Source organism: Xaviernesmea rhizosphaerae, from assembly GCF_001938945.1.
Lineage (GTDB): Bacteria > Pseudomonadota > Alphaproteobacteria > Rhizobiales > Rhizobiaceae > Xaviernesmea > Xaviernesmea rhizosphaerae.
Genome location: NZ_MKIO01000039.1, coordinates 193,703 through 212,529 on the forward strand (window position 1 = coordinate 193,703; position 18,827 = coordinate 212,529).

Annotated in this window: 18 protein-coding genes; 13 read left to right on the top strand and 5 right to left on the bottom strand. The window is 65.6% G+C overall.

Features of this window, described 5'->3' with window-relative positions:
* Position 1 precedes the first annotated feature (1 nt).
* The 4 genes from BJF92_RS18990 to BJF92_RS19005 all read left to right on the top strand — a co-directional run bounded on the left by BJF92_RS18990 (position 2) and on the right by BJF92_RS19005 (position 4,574).
* Complete coding sequence (locus BJF92_RS18990; RefSeq protein ID WP_075636306.1) at positions 2-1,147, top strand: CgeB family protein; 1,146 nt, start codon at positions 2-4, stop codon at positions 1,145-1,147.
* Positions 1,144-2,277 (top strand): CgeB family protein, encoded by a 1,134-nt coding sequence (locus tag BJF92_RS18995; protein WP_075636307.1) that lies wholly within the window; start codon positions 1,144-1,146, stop codon positions 2,275-2,277. The genes BJF92_RS18990 and BJF92_RS18995 overlap by 4 nt, the downstream gene beginning before the upstream one ends.
* Positions 2,274-3,371 (top strand): CgeB family protein, encoded by a 1,098-nt coding sequence (locus BJF92_RS19000; RefSeq protein ID WP_075636308.1) that lies wholly within the window; start codon positions 2,274-2,276, stop codon positions 3,369-3,371. Before BJF92_RS18995 ends, BJF92_RS19000 begins: the two co-directional genes overlap by 4 nt.
* A gap of 168 nt (positions 3,372-3,539) precedes the next feature.
* Positions 3,540-4,574 (top strand): UDP-glucuronic acid decarboxylase family protein, encoded by a 1,035-nt coding sequence (locus BJF92_RS19005; RefSeq protein ID WP_075636309.1) that lies wholly within the window; start codon positions 3,540-3,542, stop codon positions 4,572-4,574.
* A gap of 176 nt (positions 4,575-4,750) precedes the next feature.
* On the opposite strand, the gene BJF92_RS19010 is transcribed toward BJF92_RS19005, so the two are convergent.
* Complete coding sequence (locus BJF92_RS19010; protein WP_075636416.1) at positions 4,751-6,109, bottom strand: MFS transporter; 1,359 nt, start codon at positions 6,107-6,109, stop codon at positions 4,751-4,753.
* Positions 6,110-6,187: 78 nt separating this feature from the next.
* Between BJF92_RS19010 and BJF92_RS25640 the strand changes: the two genes are divergently transcribed.
* From BJF92_RS25640 to BJF92_RS19035, 6 genes are all read left to right on the top strand, one after another.
* Entirely contained in the window at positions 6,188-6,349 is a 162-nt protein-coding gene (locus tag BJF92_RS25640; RefSeq protein ID WP_158032250.1) for a hypothetical protein, read from the top strand.
* Between the two features lie 106 nt (positions 6,350-6,455).
* The gene (gene cyoA / locus BJF92_RS19015) at positions 6,456-7,646 is read left to right on the top strand and encodes a ubiquinol oxidase subunit II (protein WP_075636310.1); all 1,191 of its coding nucleotides are present in this window, start codon (positions 6,456-6,458) and stop codon (positions 7,644-7,646) included.
* Positions 7,647-7,707: 61 nt separating this feature from the next.
* The gene (gene cyoB / locus BJF92_RS19020) at positions 7,708-9,711 is read left to right on the top strand and encodes a cytochrome o ubiquinol oxidase subunit I (protein ID WP_075636311.1); all 2,004 of its coding nucleotides are present in this window, start codon (positions 7,708-7,710) and stop codon (positions 9,709-9,711) included.
* Between the two features lie 4 nt (positions 9,712-9,715).
* Positions 9,716-10,336 carry a cytochrome o ubiquinol oxidase subunit III gene (gene cyoC, locus BJF92_RS19025; protein ID WP_075636312.1) on the top strand — a complete coding sequence of 207 codons (621 nt, stop codon included), beginning with the start codon at positions 9,716-9,718 and terminating at the stop codon, positions 10,334-10,336.
* A complete protein-coding gene (cyoD, locus tag BJF92_RS19030) occupies positions 10,333-10,734 on the top strand; it encodes a cytochrome o ubiquinol oxidase subunit IV (RefSeq protein WP_075636313.1) in 402 nt (133 codons plus the stop codon). The genes cyoC and cyoD overlap by 4 nt, the downstream gene beginning before the upstream one ends.
* Positions 10,724-11,452 (top strand): SURF1 family protein, encoded by a 729-nt coding sequence (locus tag BJF92_RS19035; protein ID WP_075636314.1) that lies wholly within the window; start codon positions 10,724-10,726, stop codon positions 11,450-11,452. Before cyoD ends, BJF92_RS19035 begins: the two co-directional genes overlap by 11 nt.
* A gap of 85 nt (positions 11,453-11,537) precedes the next feature.
* On the opposite strand, the gene BJF92_RS19040 is transcribed toward BJF92_RS19035, so the two are convergent.
* Both BJF92_RS19040 and BJF92_RS19045 read right to left on the bottom strand, forming a co-directional pair.
* Positions 11,538-12,551, bottom strand: a complete 1,014-nt coding sequence (locus BJF92_RS19040) for an Ldh family oxidoreductase (protein ID WP_075636315.1) — start codon at positions 12,549-12,551, stop codon at positions 11,538-11,540.
* Positions 12,552-12,813: 262 nt separating this feature from the next.
* Positions 12,814-13,743: a dihydrodipicolinate synthase family protein gene (locus tag BJF92_RS19045; RefSeq protein WP_075636316.1), complete on the bottom strand. Its 930-nt coding sequence runs from the start codon at positions 13,741-13,743 to the stop codon at positions 12,814-12,816.
* A 110-nt stretch (positions 13,744-13,853) separates the two neighbouring features.
* On the opposite strand from BJF92_RS19045, the gene BJF92_RS19050 reads away from it, so the two are divergent.
* From BJF92_RS19050 to BJF92_RS19060, 3 genes are all read left to right on the top strand, one after another.
* Positions 13,854-14,552: a GntR family transcriptional regulator gene (locus BJF92_RS19050; RefSeq protein ID WP_075636317.1), complete on the top strand. Its 699-nt coding sequence runs from the start codon at positions 13,854-13,856 to the stop codon at positions 14,550-14,552.
* A gap of 71 nt (positions 14,553-14,623) precedes the next feature.
* Complete coding sequence (locus BJF92_RS19055) at positions 14,624-15,655, top strand: trans-3-hydroxy-L-proline dehydratase (RefSeq protein ID WP_075636318.1); 1,032 nt, start codon at positions 14,624-14,626, stop codon at positions 15,653-15,655.
* 265 nt (positions 15,656-15,920) lie between these two features.
* Entirely contained in the window at positions 15,921-16,958 is a 1,038-nt protein-coding gene (locus BJF92_RS19060; protein ID WP_075636319.1) for an NAD(P)-dependent alcohol dehydrogenase, read from the top strand.
* Between the two features lie 80 nt (positions 16,959-17,038).
* Here BJF92_RS19060 and BJF92_RS19065 read toward each other — a convergent pair whose 3' ends face one another.
* Entirely contained in the window at positions 17,039-17,509 is a 471-nt protein-coding gene (locus tag BJF92_RS19065) for an Lrp/AsnC ligand binding domain-containing protein (protein WP_075636320.1), read from the bottom strand.
* On the bottom strand, positions 17,506-18,672 hold the full coding sequence (locus tag BJF92_RS19070) for a M20 aminoacylase family protein (protein WP_075636321.1): 1,167 nt from the start codon (positions 18,670-18,672) through the stop codon (positions 17,506-17,508). Before BJF92_RS19070 ends, BJF92_RS19065 begins: the two co-directional genes overlap by 4 nt.
* Positions 18,673-18,827: the final 155 nt, after the last annotated feature.

The following is an 18,827-nucleotide window of genomic DNA, read 5'->3' on the forward strand; positions in this document are numbered from 1 at the left end:
CATGCAGTTTCTCTTCTACACCCACTCCCTCGTTTCCGACTGGAACCACGGCAATGCGCATTTCCTGCGCGGGATTGTCCGCGATCTCCTTCGCCGGGGCCATGGGGTCGGCGCGCTGGAGCCGCGCGACGCCTGGAGCCGCGCCAATCTGGTGGCCGACCAGGGGCCCGGGGCCGAAGCCGAGTTCGCCCGGATCTTTCCCATGCTGTCCTCGCAGCGCTACGGGGCCGATTTCGATCACGAGGCCGCGCTGGCCGCCGCCGATGTGGTGATCGTGCATGAATGGACCGATCCGGCGCTGATTGCCCGCATCGGGCGGGCCCGCCAGCAGGGCGGCGATTTCACGCTGATCTTCCACGACACCCATCACCGCGCGGTCTCGGCGGAAGGCGAGATCGCCGGGCTGGATCTCTCGGGCTATGATCTCGTGCTCGCCTTCGGGGAGACCTTGCGCCAGCGCTATCTCGCCGCCGGCTGGGGGCAGCAGGTCTTCACCTGGCACGAGGCGGCCGATGCGGCGCTGTTTCATCCCATGCCCGAGGTGGAAAAGACCGGCGATCTGATCTGGATCGGCAATTGGGGCGATGACGAGCGCTCGGCGGAGATTGCCGCCTTTCTGATCGAGCCGGTCAGGGCCCTTGGCCTGAGTGCGACCGTGCGCGGCGTGCGCTATCCGCAGCCCGCTCTGTCGGCGCTGGCGGAGGCCGGCATCGATTATGGCGGCTGGATTGCCAATGCCGAGGCGCCGCGTGCCTTCGCGCAGCACAGGCTGACGGTGCACATTCCCCGCCGGCCCTATGTCGAAAGCCTGCCGGGCATTCCCACCATTCGCATGTTCGAGGCGCTGGCGTCCGGCATCCCGCTGATCTCGGCGCCTTGGGACGATGCGGAGGGGCTGTTTTCCCCCGGCCGCGATTTCCTCTTCGCCCGCGACGGCGGGGAAATGACGCGGCTGATGCGCATGCTGCTTTCCGATCCCGCCATGGCCGCCGAGCTTGCCGCCCATGGCCTGCGCACGGTCCTCTCCCGCCACACCTGCCGCCACCGGATCGACGAGCTTCTCGCCATCCTGGCCATCCATGGCACGGCCGGCATTCGCGCCGAGCTCGCTTCCTCTTCCTCCCGCTCAAAGGATGCCGCCGCATGAAGATCGCCTTCTACGGGTCCAGCCTGACCTCCGCCTACTGGAACGGCGCAGCCACCTATTATCGCGGCATGATCCGCGCGCTCGCCGGCCTCGGCCATTGGGTGACCTTCTACGAGCCCGATGTCTACGACCGGCAGAAGAACCGCGACATCGACCCGCCCGACTGGGCGCAGGTGGTCGTCTATGACGGCACGATCGAGGCCCTGCGCGCGGTCGCGGCGCAGGCCGCCGAGGCCGATGTGGTGATCAAGGCGAGCGGCGTCGGCTTTGAGGACGACCTGCTGCTGGCCGAGGTGATGGCCGCCGCCCGCCCGCAGGCTTTGCGGATCTTCTGGGATGTCGATGCGCCGGCGACGCTCGCCGATCTCGCGCCGGCTCCCGACCACCCGCTGCGCCGGGCGCTGCCCGATCTCGACATGGTGCTGACCTATGGCGGCGGCGATCCCGTGGTCTCGGCCTATCGGGCGCTCGGCGCGAAGGCCTGCATGCCGATCTACAATGCGCTCGATCCGGAAACCCATCATCCGGTGGCGCCGGAGCCGCGCTTTGCCGCCGATCTCGGCTTTCTGGGCAATCGCCTGCCGGACCGCGAGGCCCGCGTCGAGGCCTTCTTCCTGGAGCCGGCGGCAAGGACGCCGGGCGCGCGTTTCCTTCTCGGCGGCTCCGGCTGGGGCGGCAAGCCGATGAGCGCCAATGTGCGCGACATCGGCCATGTGCCGACCCGAGACCACAATGCCTTCAACGTCACGCCGAAGGCGGTGCTCAACATCTCCCGCGCCAGCATGGCGGAGACGGGCTTTTCCCCTGCTACACGGGTGTTCGAGGCCGCCGGCGCCGGGGCCTGCCTGATCACCGATTACTGGGAAGGCATCGACCTGTTTCTGTTGCCCGGCCAGGAGGTGCTGGTCGCCCGCGACGGGCAGGATGTGGCCGATATCCTTTCAGGCCTGACACCGGAGCGTGCCCAGGCGATCGGCCGCGCGGCGCTTGCCCGGGTGCTGAGGGAGCACACCTATGCCGACCGGGCGCTGCAGGTGGACCAGCTTCTCACCGATGCCGCCGTCGCCAAGGCCGCGACAGCGGCGGCAAAGGCAAAAACAGGGCTCGGGGCAGGGGAGCGCGCGGCATGACGGCCTCTCCCCGCAAGATCGTCGTCATCGGCCTGTCGCTCTCCTCCTCCTGGGGCAATGGCCATGCCACCACCTTCCGCGCGCTTCTGCGCGGGCTGAAGGCCGAGGGGCAGGAGGTGCTGTTCCTCGAACGCGACGTGCACTGGTATGCGTCCCAACGCGACCTGCCGGCGCCCGATTTCTGCGATCTCGCCCTTTATGACAGTGTCGAGGACATGATCGCCCGCTTCGCGCCGGCGCTCGCCGCGGCCGATGCCGTGATCATCGGCTCCTATGTGCCGGATGGCCCTGCGGTGATCGATGCGGTGGCGGCTCTCGGGGTCAGCGCTCTGTGTTTCTACGATATCGATACGCCCGTCACCATGGCCAAGCTCCGGCGCGGGGAGGAGGACTATCTCGCGCGCCGGCAGGTGCCTCTGTTCGACGTCTATTTCTCCTTTTCCGGCGGCCGCGTGCTCGACCGTCTCGAGGCGGAGTTCGGCGCGCGGCGGGCAGAGGCGCTCTACTGCTCGGTGGACGAGACGCGCTACCGGCCGACGGGAGCCACGCCCGATCTCGACCTCGGCTATCTCGGCACCTACAGCCCCGACCGCCAGCCGACGCTGGAGCGGCTGCTGATCGAGCCGGCGCGGCGTCTGCCGCACTGCCGCTTCGCCGTGGCCGGACCGCAATATCCCGATGACATCGACTGGCCCGCCAATGTCGAGCGGATCGAGCATCTGGCGCCTGCCGATCACGCTGCCTTCTACAGCCGTCAGCGCTTCACCCTGAACGTCACCCGCGCCGACATGATCGCCGCCGGCTGGTCGCCAAGCGTGCGCCTGTTCGAGGCCGCCGCCTGCCGCACGGCCATCATCAGCGACCGATGGGAAGGGCTCGAGGAGCTGCTGCCGGAAGGCGAGGCTGTGCGCATCGCCGCCGAGGCTGCCGATGTCGTGGCGGCGCTGAGCGAGATTTCGCCGGATGGGCGCGACCGGCTCGCGGCCAATGCCATGGACCGTATCCTGGCCGCCCATACCGGCCGCGCCCGCGCAGGCGATCTCCTGCATGTGCTCGACAGCCTGCCGGCGCAGCCCTTGCGCCGTCGTGCCTGACGTTTTTGCCGAGGGCGGTCCGGGGATCCACCGGCCGCTGTCGCGCTGCCCGTTGGAGCATCGGACTGAACATCCCACACAGTCCCGAGCGCCAATTTTGTTTTTGCACCGGATTTTCCGAAGACCGGCTCCCGGTTTCCGGTTCGGTGCTTCAAGAGGAGAGAGGACATGCTCGACAGACCCAAGGCCGCGCGGCGGCCAAGGACGAGCCTGGTGGCCGGTGGCGCCGGCTTCGTCGGCTCGCATCTGTGCGACCGGCTGCTGGCGGAGGGCCACCGCGTGCTCTGCGTCGACAGCTACCTGACAAGCAGCCCGGAGACTGTGGCTGCGCTGGACAACCATCCGAATTTCCGCCGCATCGAGCATGACATCTGCCAGCCTCTGGCGCTCGACGAGGCGGTGGACGAGATCTACAACCTTGCCTGTCCGGCCTCGCCGCCGCTCTACCAGGCCGATCCGTTCCACACGATGATGACCAGCGTGGTCGGCACCGGCAACCTCCTGCAATTGGCGGCCCGGCACGGCGCGCGCTTCCTGCAGGCCTCCACCAGCGAGGTCTATGGCGATCCGCTGCAGCATCCCCAGCAGGAGGATTACTGGGGCAATGTCAACTGCACGGGACCGCGCGCCTGCTATGACGAGGGCAAGCGGGCGGCCGAAGCCCTGTGTTTCGACAGCCTGCGCCTCGGTCAGGTCGATGCGCGGGTCGTGCGCATCTTCAACACCTATGGCCCGCGCATGCAGCCCAATGACGGCCGCATCGTTTCCAATCTGATCGTCCAGGCGCTGAAGGGCGAGCCTCTGACCATCTATGGCGACGGCGAGCAGACCCGCTCCTTCTGCTACGTCTCGGATCTGGTGGAGGGACTGCGGCGGCTGATGGCGGTCGATCCGAATCCCGGCGTGCCGGTCAATATCGGCAATCCGGGCGAATTCACCATTCTGGAGCTGGCCGAGATGGTGCTGGCGCTGATGCCGACGCGCTCCGCGCTGATCCACCGCCCGCTGCCGGCCGACGATCCGCAGCGTCGGCGTCCTGACATCTCCCGTGCCGAGGGGCTTCTGGGCTGGCGGCCGCAGGTGAGCCTCGCCGAAGGCCTGCCGCGCACCATCGACTGGTTCCGCGCGACGCTGGGGGCGACGGCGCCTCTGGTGCGACGCCCGGCAAAGGGCATGGCCGGCCGGGTGGTGTCGCCTGCCTGACGGGATCCGTGCCTTTAGACGGCGCGGATCGTAAAACGCACAAGAGCCCGCCGTGGCCCTTTCCGCCTTCAGAAAGGCGTGGAAGGTGCCCCGGCGGGCTTCTTTGTCAGGATCTTGGTGCAGCGGAGCCGCAAGGCGGCCGCCTTTCGGCGGCCCCGGTTTCCTGCCGGTGCCTCTCAGTCGTTTGCCGGTTCGATGCGCTTGTTGAAGAACAACGCGACCAGCGTGCACAGCGCGCCGGACAGCAGATACAGCCCGATGAAGGTCACGCCGAAATGGCTGGACAGATAGAGCACGATCAGCGGCGCGAAGCCGGCGCCGACCAGCCAGGCGAGATCCGAGGTGAAGGCCGAGCCGGTATAGCGGTAGGCCTTGCGGAAACGGAAGGATACCGAGCCGGAAGCCTGGCCGAAGGACAGGCCCAATACGCCGAAGCCGATGATGACGAAGGCATCGATGCCGGTCGAGCCCGAGGAAATCAGCATCGGGCCGATGAAGCTGAACAGAGCGATGATGACGGCGGCGACGCCCAGCTGGCTGCGCCGGCCGATCCGGTCGGCCAGGAGCCCCGAGGCGATGATGGTGACGACACCACAGAGCGCGCCGATCACCTGCACCATCATGAAGGCGCCGATGGCCTGCTCGCCATAGAGGCTGGTCCAGCCGAGCGGGAAGATCGTGACCAGATGGAACATGGCGAAGCTTGCCAGCGGCACGAAGGCACCGATCAGGATATCGCGGCCATGGGTGGAGAGCAGGTCGCGGATACGCACCGGCTGCAGCTCATGACGCTCCAGCGCCGTGCCGAATTCCTTGGAGACGACCAGACGCAGACGGGCGAAAAGCGCCACGACATTGATGGCGAAGGCGACGAAGAACGGGTAGCGCCAGCCCCAGCTCAGGAAATCCTCGGTTGAGAGATTTGCGACGAAATAGCCGAAGAGCATGCTGGCCAGCGCGAAGCCGATCGGCGCGCCGAGCTGGGGTACCATGGCGTACCAGCCGCGATGGCGTTCCGGCGCGTTCATGGCCAGAAGTGAGGCCAGACCATCCCAGGCCCCGCCGAGCGCGAAGCCCTGGCCGATGCGGAACAGCGCCAGGAGATAGATGGCCGCGACGCCGATCTGATCATAGCCCGGCAGAAAACCCATGCAGACGGTCGAGCTGCCGAGAACGAAAAGCGCCACCGTCAGTTTGGTGCCGCGACCATAATGACGGTCGATCGCCGTGAACACCACCGAGCCGACCGGCCGGGCGATGAAGGCGAGCGAGAAAATGGCGAAGGAATACAGCGTCGCCGTCAGGCGATCCGGCGCAAAGGGGAAGATCAGTTGCGGGAAAACGAGCACCGAGGCCAGGCCGAAGACGAAGAAGTCGAAAAACTCCGACATGCGGCCCAGGACAACGCCGATCGCAATATTGCTGGCCGAGACCGGCTTGTCGTCGTGGATGGTCCGGGCGTCGCTCTCCAACTTGGACGACGACGGGGTCGCGCCCTTCGACAATGGCCGAACCGTTCCCGGGGAAACTGCCATGCTGGTCATATCAATGCCTCCTTCCGCTCCGGCGGCACGCTTAATCACGCCGCCCCCAAGAACGATCTTGAGCGACCAATGTTTCTTATCAAGTGGCGAGAGGCTAAAATTCGTCGTCGCGACGCAGCAATCGGCCTTGCACCGCACGCATGGCAGCTATTCCCGCAGTGCAATGCCGCGCTCGACATTTGGCCGCAATCGTTTATTGCCGGGCAAAAGAAGGCATTTAAGATCATTTAGAGGATTTCATCGCATGGCTGTACGCAGCGGTGCGACCATACACCTCATACCGTTCCTGTGCCGGTGGCATTAGTCGCAGGACATCGAAACGAAAGAACATCATGCCATGATGAAACGCGTGAAATTTCCGAGGAGCCTGCTCCTCCTCCCGCTCCTGGGGATGCTGGCTGGCTGCAACATGGTAGTCATGTCCCCCTTCGGCGATATCGCTATGCAGCAGCGCGACCTGATCGTCGTCTCCACCCTGCTGATGCTTCTGATCATCGTGCCGGTCATCTTTTTGACCCTGTTCTTCGCCTGGCGGTATCGCAGTGCGAATACGAGCGCGACCTATGATCCGGAATGGCACCATTCCACCCGGCTCGAAGTGGTCATCTGGGCGGCGCCGCTGGCCATCATCATCGCGCTCGGCGCGATCACCTGGATTTCCACGCACAAGCTCGATCCCTATCGCCCGCTCGACCGCATCGACGCGCAGCGCCCGCTGCCGGCCGATGTCAAGCCGCTGACCGTCCAGGTCGTCGCGCTCGACTGGAAGTGGCTGTTCATCTATCCGGAACAGGGCTTTGCCAGCGTGAACGAGCTCTATGCGCCGGTGGACGTGCCGATCACCTTCGAAATCACGGCTTCCTCGGTGATGAACTCCTTCTACATCCCTGCGCTCGCCGGCCAGATCTACGCCATGCCCGGAATGCGCACCAAGCTGCATGCGGTCATCAACCAGCCCGGCGCCTATAAGGGCTTCTCTGCCAATTACAGCGGCGACGGCTTCTCGCACATGACCTTCACCTTCCATGGTGCCTCGCAGGCCGATTTCGACGCCTGGGTCGCCAAGTCCAAGGCCGGAAACGGCACGCTCGACCGCGCGGCCTATCTCGAATTCGAGCGCCCGAGCGAGCGTGAGCCCAAGCGCCAGTTCGCCAGCGTCGAGGACAACCTGTTCGACGCCATCGTCAATCTCTGTGTGAAGCCGGGGCAGATGTGCGCCAAGGACATGATGCACATCGACATGATGGGCGGCGCCGGCAAGGAGAGCCAGGAAAACCGCGAGAAGCTGCTGTATGATACCCGCCACGCCGAAGAGGGTGCGGGCACCAATGCCGCGACCTTCCCGGCCCATGGCAATGAGGCGCGCAGCCCCGAAGCGCCCAACAAGGAGACCCCGCACGCGGCGCCCGCCGACGGCGGCACGCAGGGTCACGACATGCAGGGTCACGACATGGGCACGATGGGCAGTGGCGCGACGCCCGCGCCCGAGGGTGGCATCGCACCCAAGCAGCTCAACCAGTCAAACTAGGACCGGCCAGGCGCGCCCGACGCGCCGCGCCTACCGCTCTTAAAGAACACAGGTACACGCCATGTTTTCGCATCTGGATACTAAATCGCTGATTTTCGGGAGGCTCGATCTGGGCGCCTTCCCGTTGCATGAGCCGATCCTGGTGGCGACCTTCATCGCGGTGGCGCTCGGCGGCATCGTGGTGGTGGGCGCGCTCACCTATTTCCGCCTCTGGGGCTATCTCTGGAAAGAGTGGTTCACCAGCGTCGACCACAAGAAGATCGGGATCATGTATGTGGTCCTGGCGCTCGTGATGCTGATGCGCGGCTTTGCCGACGCCGTCATGATGCGCACGCAGCAGGCCATCGCCTTCGGCGGCAATGAGGGCTTCCTACCGCCGCACCATTATGACCAGGTCTTCACCGCGCATGGCGTGATCATGATCTTCTTCATGGCCATGCCCTTCGTCACCGGCCTGATGAACTTCGTCGTGCCGCTGCAGATCGGCGCGCGCGACGTCTCGTTCCCTTTCCTGAACAATTTCTCCTTCTGGATGACGGCAGCCGGCGCCGTGCTGATCATGATCTCGCTCTTCGTCGGCGAGTTCGCGCGCACGGGCTGGCTCGCCTATCCGCCGCTGTCGGGCGCCGATTACAGCCCGGGTGTCGGGGTGGACTATTATATCTGGGGTCTGCAGGTCGCCGGTGTCGGCACGACGCTGTCGGGGATCAACCTGGTCGCGACCATCATCAAGATGCGCGCCCCGGGCATGACCATGATGAAGATGCCGGTCTTCACCTGGACCTCGTTCTGCACCAACATCCTGATCGTCGCCACCTTCCCGATCCTGACGGCGACGCTGGCGCTCCTGTCGCTCGACCGGTATGTCGGCACGAACTTCTTCACCAATGACCTTGGTGGCAATCCGATGATGTACGTCAACCTCATCTGGATCTGGGGTCACCCTGAGGTCTACATCCTGATCCTGCCGGCCTTCGGCATCTTCTCGGAAATCGTGGCCACCTTCTGCGGCAAGCGCCTGTTCGGCTATGCCTCGATGGTCTACGCCACCGTCGTCATCACCATCCTGTCCTACCTCGTCTGGCTGCATCACTTCTTCACGATGGGCTCGGGCGCCAGCGTCAACGCCTTCTTCGGCATCACCACGATGATCATCTCGATCCCGACCGGGGCCAAGGTGTTCAACTGGCTGTTCACGATGTATCGCGGCCGCATCCGCTTTGAAGTGCCGATGCTGTGGACGATCGGCTTCATGGTGACCTTCGTCATCGGCGGCATGACCGGCGTGATGCTGGCCGTTCCCCCGGCTGACTTCGTGCTGCACAACTCGCTGTTCCTTATCGCCCACTTCCATAACGTCATCATCGGCGGCGTGGTCTTCGGCGTGCTGGCAGGCTTCAACTACTGGTTCCCGAAGGCTTTCGGCTTCAAGCTGGATCCGTTCTGGGGCAAGATGTCCTTCTGGTTCTGGCTGATCGGCTTCTACTTCGCCTTCATGCCGCTCTACGTTCTGGGCCTGATGGGCGTGACCCGCCGCGTCAGCCAGTTCGAGGATCCCTCGCTGCAGATCTGGTTCATCATCGCCGCCTTCGGCGCCTTCCTGATCGCGCTCGGCATCGCCTCCTTCATCATCCAGCTCATCGTCAGCTTCATCAAGCGCGAAGAGCTGCGCGATGTGACGGGCGATCCCTGGGATGGCCGGACGCTGGAATGGTCGACCTCCTCGCCGCCGCCGGACTACAACTTCGCCTTCACGCCTGTGATCCACGATCACGACAGCTGGTACGACATGAAGCGCCGCGGCTATACCCGCCCGCTGGAAGGCTATCGCCCGATCCACATGCCGAAGAACACCGGCACGGGCGTGATCCTGGCAGGCCTGTCGGTTGCCCTCGGCTTCGCGCTGATCTGGTACATCTGGTGGCTCGCGGCACTTTCCTTCGCCGGGATCATCCTGGTGTCCATCGCCCATACCTTCAACTACAAGCGTGATTTCTACATCCCCGCCGAAGAGGTGGTGGCCACGGAAAATGCGCGCACGCAGCTTCTGATGAAGAAAGCCTGACCTGATGAGCAGCACCCCTCTCGACACCAAGGGCGAGCCGGTCTTCTACCTGAAGGAAGACCATCATCCGGAAAACAGCACGCTTCTGGGCTTCTGGCTCTACCTGATGAGCGACTGCCTCATCTTTGCCGTGCTGTTCGCCACCTATGCCGTTCTCGGCCGCAACTATGCGGCCGGGCCTTCCCCGGCCGACCTGTTCGACCTGACGCTGGTGGCCATCAACACGGCCATGCTGCTGTTCTCGTCGATCACTTACGGCTTCGCCATGCTGGCGATGGAGAAGAACAACAAGAAGGCCACGCTCGGCTGGCTGGCGATAACCGGCATCTTCGGCCTCGCCTTCCTGTTCCTCGAACTCTACGAGTTCCATCACCTGATCCTGGAAGGGGCCGGTCCCAACCGCTCGGCCTTCCTGTCGGCCTTCTTCACGCTGGTCGGCACCCACGGCCTGCACGTCACTTTCGGCTGCATCTGGCTGGTGACGTTGATGGTCCAGGTCTCGCTGCACGGCCTGATCCCGGAAAACCGCCGGCGCCTGATGTGCCTGTCGATGTTCTGGCACTTCCTCGACGTCGTCTGGATCGGCGTCTTCTCCCTCGTCTATCTGATCGGAGTCGTCGGATGACCACGCACATCACCCACGAAGAAGACGCACACCACGCCCATCACGGCCACAGCCATGGCCATGAGGCCGGCCACGGCTCGATGAAGAGCTACATGACCGGCTTCATCCTCTCGGTCATCCTGACGGCCGTGCCGTTCTGGCTGGTCATGGGCGATGTCTTCCAGAGCAAGGCAGTCACCGTCGCGCTGATCATGGCCTTCGCGGTCGTCCAGATCATCGTGCACATGATCTACTTTCTGCACATGAACAGCCGCTCGGAAGGCGGCTGGACGCTGCTGGCGCTGATCTTCACCATCGTTCTGGTAGTCATCGCGCTGTCCGGCTCGCTCTGGGTCATGCATCACCTCAATGCCAACATGATGCCGGTCAGCCCGGACATGATGCGCAATGCCCCCTGATGCCCGCGTCCGTCGCAGGACGGTCGTCACGCTGCTGCTCGCCGTCCTCGTGACGGCGGGCCTTCTCTCCCTCGGCACCTGGCAGGTGAAGCGGCTGTTCTGGAAACAGGACCTGATCGCAAGGGTCGAGGCACGCGTCCATGCGCCCCCCGTGCCCGTGCCGCCCGCGGCCGACTGGGCCGGGATCGACGCCGCATCCTCCGAATATCGCCATGTCAGCCTCTCCGGCACCTTCCTGCATGACAAGGAAGCGTTGGCCCAGGCCAATACGGTGCTCGGCCCCGGCTTCTGGGTGCTGACGCCGCTTAGCGCCGAAGACGGCACCATCGTCTTCGTCAATCGCGGCTTCGTGCCTCCCGACCGGCGCGACCCCTCAAGCCGCAGCGCCGGCAATCCGCAGGGGCCCGTTCAGATCACCGGTCTGCTCCGGCTCAGCGAACCCAAGGGCGCCTTCCTGCGCAGCAACGATCCGGCCGCCGACCGCTGGTATTCGCGCGACGTGCCCGCAATGGCCGCCGCCCGCGGGCTTCCGGCCGACAAGGTCGCCCCCTTCTTCGTCGACGCCGACGACACCGCCAATCCCGGCGGCTATCCCGTGGGCGGGCTGACGCAGATCGCCTTCCCCAACAACCACCTCGTCTATGCCATCACCTGGTATTCGCTGGCCGGCATGCTGATCGCCGCTGTGGTGGTGCTCTATCGCCGGCGGCAGCTCTGAGCCGATCTTTCCAAGCTGAATAAAAAAGAAGGGGCGGCGCAGCGTGTGCGTCGCCCTTTTTCGTGCCTGGTTCCAGCCGGCTGAATTACGCCAGCAGCGCTTGGATGTCCGCGTAGAGCTGGCGCGGGATCGTGACGCCGGCTGTGGCCGTACGCTGTCGGGCGGCGAAGCGGCGCTGGGAGGGCAGGCGGGCGCCCTGGCCGAGAATGGCGTCGAACAGCGCTTCCGCGCGGGCGACATGAGTGTCTTTCTCGGCGCCGAGGAATCGGGCGGGATCGAAGGCGAGGATCAGCTCTCCATGGCAGGGGGCAGCGCCGACGCCGGCGTCAAAGGCCATGGATTCGAGGCTGGTCATATCGCCGATCAGCGGACCGGCCATCAGTTCCACCATGGCGGAGAGCGCCGAGCCCTTATGGCCGCCAAAGGTCAGCATGGCGCCGGCAAGTGCGGCGGTGGCGTCGGTGGTCGGCTGGCCCTCGGCATCGATCGCCCAGCCCTCGGGGATCGGCTTTCCGGCCCGGCGATGCAGCTCGATCTCGCCGCGCGCGGCGGCGCTCGTGGCGAAATCGAAGACGAAGGGAAAATCGCCCGGCCGCGGCCAGGCAAAGGCAATGGGGTTGGTGCCGAACACGCCCTTGGTGCCGCCGGCCGGCGCCACCCAGGCATGGCTGGGCGTCAGGGCCAGCGCCGCCAGCCCTTGCGCAGCGAGCGCCTCCACCTCCGGCCAGAGCGCGGAGAAGTGAAAGCAATGGTTGATGGCCAGCGCCGCCAGACCCTGCCCACGCGCCTTTTCCACCAGATGCGGCAGGCCGGTGCGGAAGGCCAGCGGCGAGAAGCCATAATCGGCATCGACCTTGACGATGGCCGGCCCCGGCGTGCTCACACGCGGTTCGGCCACCGGATTGACCTTGCCCTCCCTGACCGAGCGCACGCAGCCGAGCACGCGATAGAGCCCATGCGAGTGGCATTCATCCGCCTGTCCGGCCATCACGGTTGCCGTCAGCGCCTCGGCATGGGCGTCGGACACGCCCGAGGTCAGAAAGGCGGCCTTTGCCAGGCGCGCGGCCTCGTCCAGGCTAAGGGTGACGGTCTCGCTCATGAAAGTCTCCGGAGTGTCTCGGCATGCCCCGAACGCAGGGGGAGCGCCTTGCAGGGAAGGGAAATGGGTGGCCGCCCGCGCGGGCCCGATCGGCGGCCATGTTAGGCCAGTCAGCGGCGGTTACAAAAGCCGCCAAAAGCGACTTTGCCCAGCCCATCGCGGATCCGCCGCGCCCATGAACGAAAAAGGCGCCGCACATCGCCAGGGATATGCAGCGCCAGCAGGAGGCGGCGAGGAATGGCACGGCCGCCTCGGAAGAGAATCAGGCGGCCGGCGTCAGGCCGACATCGGGCAGGGCCGGACGGTTCTTCAGCGCATGGTCCATGATCGCCTGGACTTCGGCGCGCTCGGCCTCGCTCAGCGCCAGGCGCGGCGGGCGGGTGAGCGCGGTGCCGCGGCCCATGATTTCCTCGCAGAGCTTGATGCACTGGACGAGATCCGGGCGGGCATCGAGGTGAAGCAGCGGCATGAACCAGGCATAGAGTTCCAGCGCTTCGGCATAGCGGCCGGCCTTGGCCAGGCGGAACAGCGTTTCGCCTTCGCGCGGGAAGGCGTTCGACATGCCCGAGATCCAGCCGACGGCGCCGAGCATGACGCTTTCAACGACCACGTCATCGAGGCCCGCAAACATCACGAAGCGGTCGCCGACCATGTTCTTCACGTCGGTGAAGCGGCGCGTGTCGCCGGAGGAGTCCTTGAAGCAGACGATCGTCTCGCAATCGGCGAGCGAGGCGAGGATGTCGGGCGTCACGTCGTTCTTGTAGATCGGCGGGTTGTTGTAGACCATGACAGGCAGATCGGTGGCCTTCGCCACGCCGCGGAAATGGGCGGCCGTCTCATGCGGCTTCGACGAATAGACGAGCGCCGGCATGACCATGACGCCATCCAGGCCGACGCGTGCGGCTTCGCCCGCGACTTCGGCCGCACCCTGCGTGGTGAATTCGGCCACGCCGCAGATGACGGGCACGCGGCCCTTGGCGGCATCCTTGGCCGCTTCCATCACGGCGACCTTCTCCGAGCGCGTCAGCGAGGTGTTCTCGCCGACCGTGCCGCAGACGATGAGGCCCGACACGCCATCGCGCACGAGGCCATCGAGCACCTTCTTCGTCGCATCGATATCGAGCGAGAGGTCGGGCTTGAACTGGGTGGTAACCGCCGGGAAAACGCCCGACCAGCCGATCTTCGGTGCCATGCTTTGTGTCTCCTGAGGACTTGATGACGAGCTTTGTAGATTGTATAAAATATCCAGTCAAGCGGGTTTCGTGCCTTGACGCAGATGCCAACCAGCCATAGGCCTGTCTCATGCCCGCCAAAATCGTCGCCCCACCCGCCAGCCCGGTCCGCAAGTCGCTGACCCACCGCACCATCTCGTCTGCCGTGATGGAGGCGCTGCGCGAGCGCATTCTCGACGGCAGTTTCGAGGGGGGCATGCAGCTGCGCCAGGACGCGCTGGCGGAGGAGTTCGGCGTCAGCCGCATTCCCGTGCGCGAGGCCCTGATGCAGCTGGAGGCGGAAGGGCTGGTAAAGATCCTGCCGCACCGCGGCGCCGTGGTGTCGGAGCTGTCGCTGGACGAGATCAACGAGCTGTTCGAGCTGCGCAGCCTGTTGGAGCCGCGCCTGCTCAGGCTCTCCGCGCCGAAGCTGCGGGCAGAGGATTTCGCGGCGCTCGATGCCATCCTCGCCGAATTCGAGGCCGAAAGCGCCGCCGGCCATTCCCGGCGCTGGGGGCCGCTCAACAATGCGCTGCATATGCGGCTCTATGCCCATGCCGAGCGGCCGCGCTCGCTGGCGCTGGTCAGCAATCTCCTGCAGGAATGCGACCGGCACACCCGGCTGCAGCTGTCCCTGAGCGGCAGCATGGAGCGCGCGCAGGCCGAGCACCGGCTGCTGGTCAAGCTCTGCGCGGCCGGCCGCATCGGTGAGGCGGTGACGCTGCTCAGCGAACACATCGCGCACGCGGCGAGCTCGCTGGCGGAGTTTCTGTCGGCGCGTCAGGGATAGGCATCGGACCCGTTCCGATTTCGGCTGGATGCTCGGAATCGGACAGGGCAAGATCGGCGGAGGGAGAGGCCATGCGCACGGACCGGGTCATTCATGTCGTCGGCTGCCATGCCGAGGGCGAGGTGGGCGATGTCATCGTCGGCGGTGTCGCCCCGCCGCCGGGCGAGACGCTCTGGGCGCAGTCGCGCTTCATCGCCACGGATGAGCGGCTGCGGCGCTTCGTGCTGAACGAGCCGCGCGGCGGCGTCTTTCGCCATGTCAACCTGTTGGTGCCGGCCAAGGATCCGCGGGCGCAGATGGGCTTCATCATCATGGAGCCCGCCGATACGCCGCCCATGTCCGGCTCCAATTCGCTCTGCGTCGCCACAGTGCTGATCGATACCGGCATCGTGCCGATGGTCGAGCCGGAGACGCATCTGGTGCTGGAAGCGCCGGGCGGAATTGTCGACGTGGTCGCCATCTGCCGCAACGGCAAGGCCGAGCGCATCACCGTCACCAATGTGCCTTCCTTCGCCGACCGGCTGGCGGCGCCGCTGGAGGTGGAGGGGCTGGGCACGCTGACCGTCGATACCGCCTATGGCGGCGACAGTTTCGTCATCGTCGATGCGCAGGCGCTCGGTTTTTCGATCCGGCCCGACGAGGCCGCCGATCTCGCCGCGCTCGGCATGCGCATCACCAAGGCGGCCGACGCGCAGCTCGGCTTCTCTCATCCCGAGAACCTGGAGTGTGACCACTTCTCCTTCTGCCAGTTCGCCGGGCCGCTGACGCGCGAGGCGGGCGTGCTGACCGCAGCCAGCGCCGTGGCCATCCGCCCGGGCAAGATCGACCGCTCGCCGACCGGCACCGGCTGCTCGGCCCGCATGGCCGTCCTGCATGCGCGCGGCGAGATCGGCCTGGGCGACCGCTTCATCGGCCGCTCGATCCTCGGCACCCGGTTCGACTGCAGGGTCGAGGCGCTCGCCACCGTCGGCGGTCGCCCCGCTATCCGCCCCTCGATCTCGGGCCGCGCCTGGATCACCGGCACCATGCAGTGGATGCTCGACCCGGAGGACCCGTTTCCGGAAGGCTATCGGCTGTCGGATACCTGGCCGGAGCTGGTGTGAAGGATGGTTCGCCGCCTGCCGTGAGCAGTTTGCGTCAGCCTGCAGAACTGCAGCCTTTTCGCAGAGCGCTACCTGCCCCGAATTCTCGCCACGACGCGCCGCGCCCGATGACATCGCGCAGATGCGTTCCTATATGCAGTTCGGCCGTCCGGCCACGTCCCCAGTTGCGTCGATGTCTCTCTTGAAGACCTCTCCGGTCGGCTTAGCTCTTCGCCCGGGGCGTTTCATTTTCCTTCCCTTCAGCACCATTCCCAAGGAGTGCGCCATGGCCATGGCCCGAGGATATGCGGCGACGGATGCGTCGAAGCCGCTTGAACCCTTTACCTTCGAGCGGCGTGAACCGCGCGCCGACGATGTCGTGATCGACATCAAATATTGCGGCATCTGCCATTCCGACATCCACCAGGTTCGCGACGAGTGGGGCGGGTCGATCTATCCGATGGTGCCCGGCCATGAGATCGCCGGCGTCGTCATGGCCGTCGGTTCCGACGTGACCAAGTTCAAGGTCGGCGATCATGTCGGCGTCGGCTGTTTCGTCGACAGCTGCGTCGGCTGCGCCGCCCGCGATGTCGATCTCGAACAGTACATGCCCGGCCTCGTGCCGACCTATAATGGCCGCGAAGCCGACGGCACGCCGACCATGGGCGGATATTCTGACCAGATCGTCGTCAAGGAAGGCTATGTCCTGTCCATTCCCGCCAATCTGCCGCTCGATGCCGCAGCACCGCTGCTCTGCGCCGGCATCACGCTCTATTCGCCGCTGAAGCACTGGAAGGCCGGTCCCGGCAAGAAGGTCGCCATCGTCGGCATGGGCGGGCTCGGCCATATGGGCGTGAAGATCGCCGCCGCCATGGGCGCGGAGGTCACCGTTCTCTCCCAGTCGCTCTCCAAGAAGGAAGATGGCCTGAAGCTCGGCGCCACGCATTATTATGCGACCAAGGATGCCGAGACCTTCCAGACGCTGGCCGGCCAGTTCGACCTGATCATCAGCACGGTCAGCGCCGACATGGATCTCAACGCCTTCCTCGGCCTGTTGAAGGTCGACGGCGCCATGGTTCTCGTCGGCCTGCCGGAAAAGCCCGCGTCCATCCATGCCTTCGGCCTGGTCGGCGGACGCAAGTCGCTCTCCGGCTCCATGATCGGCTCGATCAAGGAAACCCAGGAAATGCTCGACTTCTGCGGCGAGCACGGCATTCTCTCGGAAATCGAGCTGATCAGTGCCGATCAGATCAATGAGGCCTATGAGCGCGTGCTGAAGAGCGACGTGCGCTACCGCTTCGTCATCGACATGGCCACGCTCTGACAGCTGTCAGCCTGTTCAGGCTTTGAAGAGACGGAGGCGCGCTCGGCAGGGCGCGCCTTTTTCATGCCGCTCGGTCGATCTCAATCCAGCGGCAGCGGTCCGTCGTTCTTGATCTCTTCCATCACCGCATAGGTGCGCGTCTCGCGCACGCCGGGCAGGGTCCACAGCACCTGTCCCAGGAAATTGCGATAGGCCTGCATGTCGGCGAAGCGCGTCTTGACCAGATAGTCGAAGCCGCCCGCCACCATGTGGCATTCCAGCACCGAGGGCGCCTTGCGCACGGCTTCGGCGAATTGGTCGAAGACGTCGGGCGTGGTCTTGTCCAGCATCACCTCGATGAAGACCAGCAGGCCGAAGCCGAGCTTCTGCGGGTCGAGCCGCGCTGAAAAGCCGGTGACATAGCCTTCCTTGGTCAACCGGCGCAGCCGCTCGCTGGTTGCCGTGGGCGACAGGCCGATGCGCTCGGCCAGCTCCAGATTGGTGATGCGCCCATCGCCCTGCAGAATCGAGAGGATGCGCCGGTCGATCCGGTCGAGATCCTCCAGGCTCATTGAGAGCCAAGCCGGCTTTCGGCCAGCCGCACCCAGTAGGAAATGCCGTGCGGGATGACCTCGTCGTTGAAGTCATAGGCCGGATTGTGCAGGCCCGCGCTCTCGCCATTGCCGATGAAGATGAAGGCGCCGGGCCGTGCGTTGAGCATGTAGGAGAAATCCTCGCCCCCCATCATCGGCTCGATCGTGCCGGCCACCTGCGCAGGGCCGGCGATCGCGCGTGCGGCCTCCAGTGCATGCTGCGTCTCCTCGGCATGGTTGACGGTGACGGGATAGTTGCGCTCGTAGCGCACCCGCGCCGTGGCGCCATGGGCGGTGGCGATGCCTTCGGCCAGCGCCCGGATGCGGGCTTCCGCCATGTCGCGGGTCTCGTCCTTCAGCGAACGCACCGTGCCGGCGAGCACTGCCTGCTCGGGAATGATGTTGTGGGCGAAGCCTGCATTGAACTTGGTGACGGACACCACCACCGAGGAGAGAGGATCGGCCGTGCGCGAGGCGATGGTCTGCAGCGCGCCGACGATCTGCGCGCCGATGACGATGGGGTCGATCGTGCGGTGCGGCTGGGCGGCGTGGCCGCCGCGTCCGTCGAGGGTGATGGCGAACTCGTCCGTCGAGGCCATGATCGGGCCGACGCGCGTGCCGAAATGGCCCACGGGCATGCCCGGCATGTTGTGCATGCCATAGACCTCGCGGATGCCGAAGCGCTCCATCATCCCGTCCTTGACCATTTCGCGCCCGCCGGCGCCGCCTTCCTCGGCCGGCTGGAAGATCACCGCCACGGCGCCACGGAAGCGCCGGGTCTCGCTCAGATATTTCGCCGCGCCGAGCAGCATGGCGGTGTGGCCGTCATGGCCGCAGGCATGCATCTTGCCCGGGACCTGCGAGGCCCAGGGCTTGCCGGAGGTTTCCGTCATCGGCAGCGCATCCATGTCGGCGCGCAGGCCAACCGTCGGGCCATCGCCCAGCGTGCCGCGAATGAGGCCGACCACGCCGGTGCGGCCGAGGCCGGTCACCACCTCGTCAACGCCGAAGTCCTTCAGCTTTTCGGCGACGAAGGCGGCGGTTTCCTCCACGGCATAGAGAAGCTCGGGCTTGCGGTGCAGCGCACGGCGCCATTCGGTCACGTCCGGGGCAAGTTCGGCGGCGCGGTTCAAGATCGGCATGATGCTCACAATTCCTGCGGCCCGGCGCGGACGCGGCGGGCAGGGGTGAAGGGAAGAACGGCAGGCTCGGCCGGCCAACGGTCGATCCGCCTTTGCCATCACGGCGCCATATAGGTTAAATAGCCGCTCCTGACGACGCAATGCCCGATTTGCCG

What these genes read in the sequence shown, in the direction of transcription:
- BJF92_RS19060 (WP_075636319.1), top strand. Translation starts at nt 15,921, where the DNA reads ATGGCCATGGCCCGAGGATATGCGGCGACGGATGCGTCGAAGCCGCTT.
- BJF92_RS19045 (WP_075636316.1), bottom strand. Translation starts at nt 13,743, where the DNA reads ATGGCACCGAAGATCGGCTGGTCGGGCGTTTTCCCGGCGGTTACCACC.
- BJF92_RS19055 (WP_075636318.1), top strand. Translation starts at nt 14,624, where the DNA reads ATGCGCACGGACCGGGTCATTCATGTCGTCGGCTGCCATGCCGAGGGC.
- cyoB (WP_075636311.1), top strand. Translation starts at nt 7,708, where the DNA reads ATGTTTTCGCATCTGGATACTAAATCGCTGATTTTCGGGAGGCTCGAT.
- BJF92_RS25640 (WP_158032250.1), top strand. Translation starts at nt 6,188, where the DNA reads ATGTTTCTTATCAAGTGGCGAGAGGCTAAAATTCGTCGTCGCGACGCA.
- BJF92_RS19065 (WP_075636320.1), bottom strand. Translation starts at nt 17,509, where the DNA reads ATGAGCCTGGAGGATCTCGACCGGATCGACCGGCGCATCCTCTCGATT.
- BJF92_RS18995 (WP_075636307.1), top strand. Translation starts at nt 1,144, where the DNA reads ATGAAGATCGCCTTCTACGGGTCCAGCCTGACCTCCGCCTACTGGAAC.
- cyoC (WP_075636312.1), top strand. Translation starts at nt 9,716, where the DNA reads ATGAGCAGCACCCCTCTCGACACCAAGGGCGAGCCGGTCTTCTACCTG.
- BJF92_RS19000 (WP_075636308.1), top strand. Translation starts at nt 2,274, where the DNA reads ATGACGGCCTCTCCCCGCAAGATCGTCGTCATCGGCCTGTCGCTCTCC.
- BJF92_RS19035 (WP_075636314.1), top strand. Translation starts at nt 10,724, where the DNA reads ATGCCCCCTGATGCCCGCGTCCGTCGCAGGACGGTCGTCACGCTGCTG.
- BJF92_RS18990 (WP_075636306.1), top strand. Translation starts at nt 2, where the DNA reads ATGCAGTTTCTCTTCTACACCCACTCCCTCGTTTCCGACTGGAACCAC.
- BJF92_RS19005 (WP_075636309.1), top strand. Translation starts at nt 3,540, where the DNA reads ATGCTCGACAGACCCAAGGCCGCGCGGCGGCCAAGGACGAGCCTGGTG.
- BJF92_RS19070 (WP_075636321.1), bottom strand. Translation starts at nt 18,672, where the DNA reads ATGCCGATCTTGAACCGCGCCGCCGAACTTGCCCCGGACGTGACCGAA.
- cyoD (WP_075636313.1), top strand. Translation starts at nt 10,333, where the DNA reads ATGACCACGCACATCACCCACGAAGAAGACGCACACCACGCCCATCAC.
- BJF92_RS19010 (WP_075636416.1), bottom strand. Translation starts at nt 6,109, where the DNA reads ATGGCAGTTTCCCCGGGAACGGTTCGGCCATTGTCGAAGGGCGCGACC.
- BJF92_RS19050 (WP_075636317.1), top strand. Translation starts at nt 13,854, where the DNA reads ATGCCCGCCAAAATCGTCGCCCCACCCGCCAGCCCGGTCCGCAAGTCG.
- BJF92_RS19040 (WP_075636315.1), bottom strand. Translation starts at nt 12,551, where the DNA reads ATGAGCGAGACCGTCACCCTTAGCCTGGACGAGGCCGCGCGCCTGGCA.
- cyoA (WP_075636310.1), top strand. Translation starts at nt 6,456, where the DNA reads ATGATGAAACGCGTGAAATTTCCGAGGAGCCTGCTCCTCCTCCCGCTC.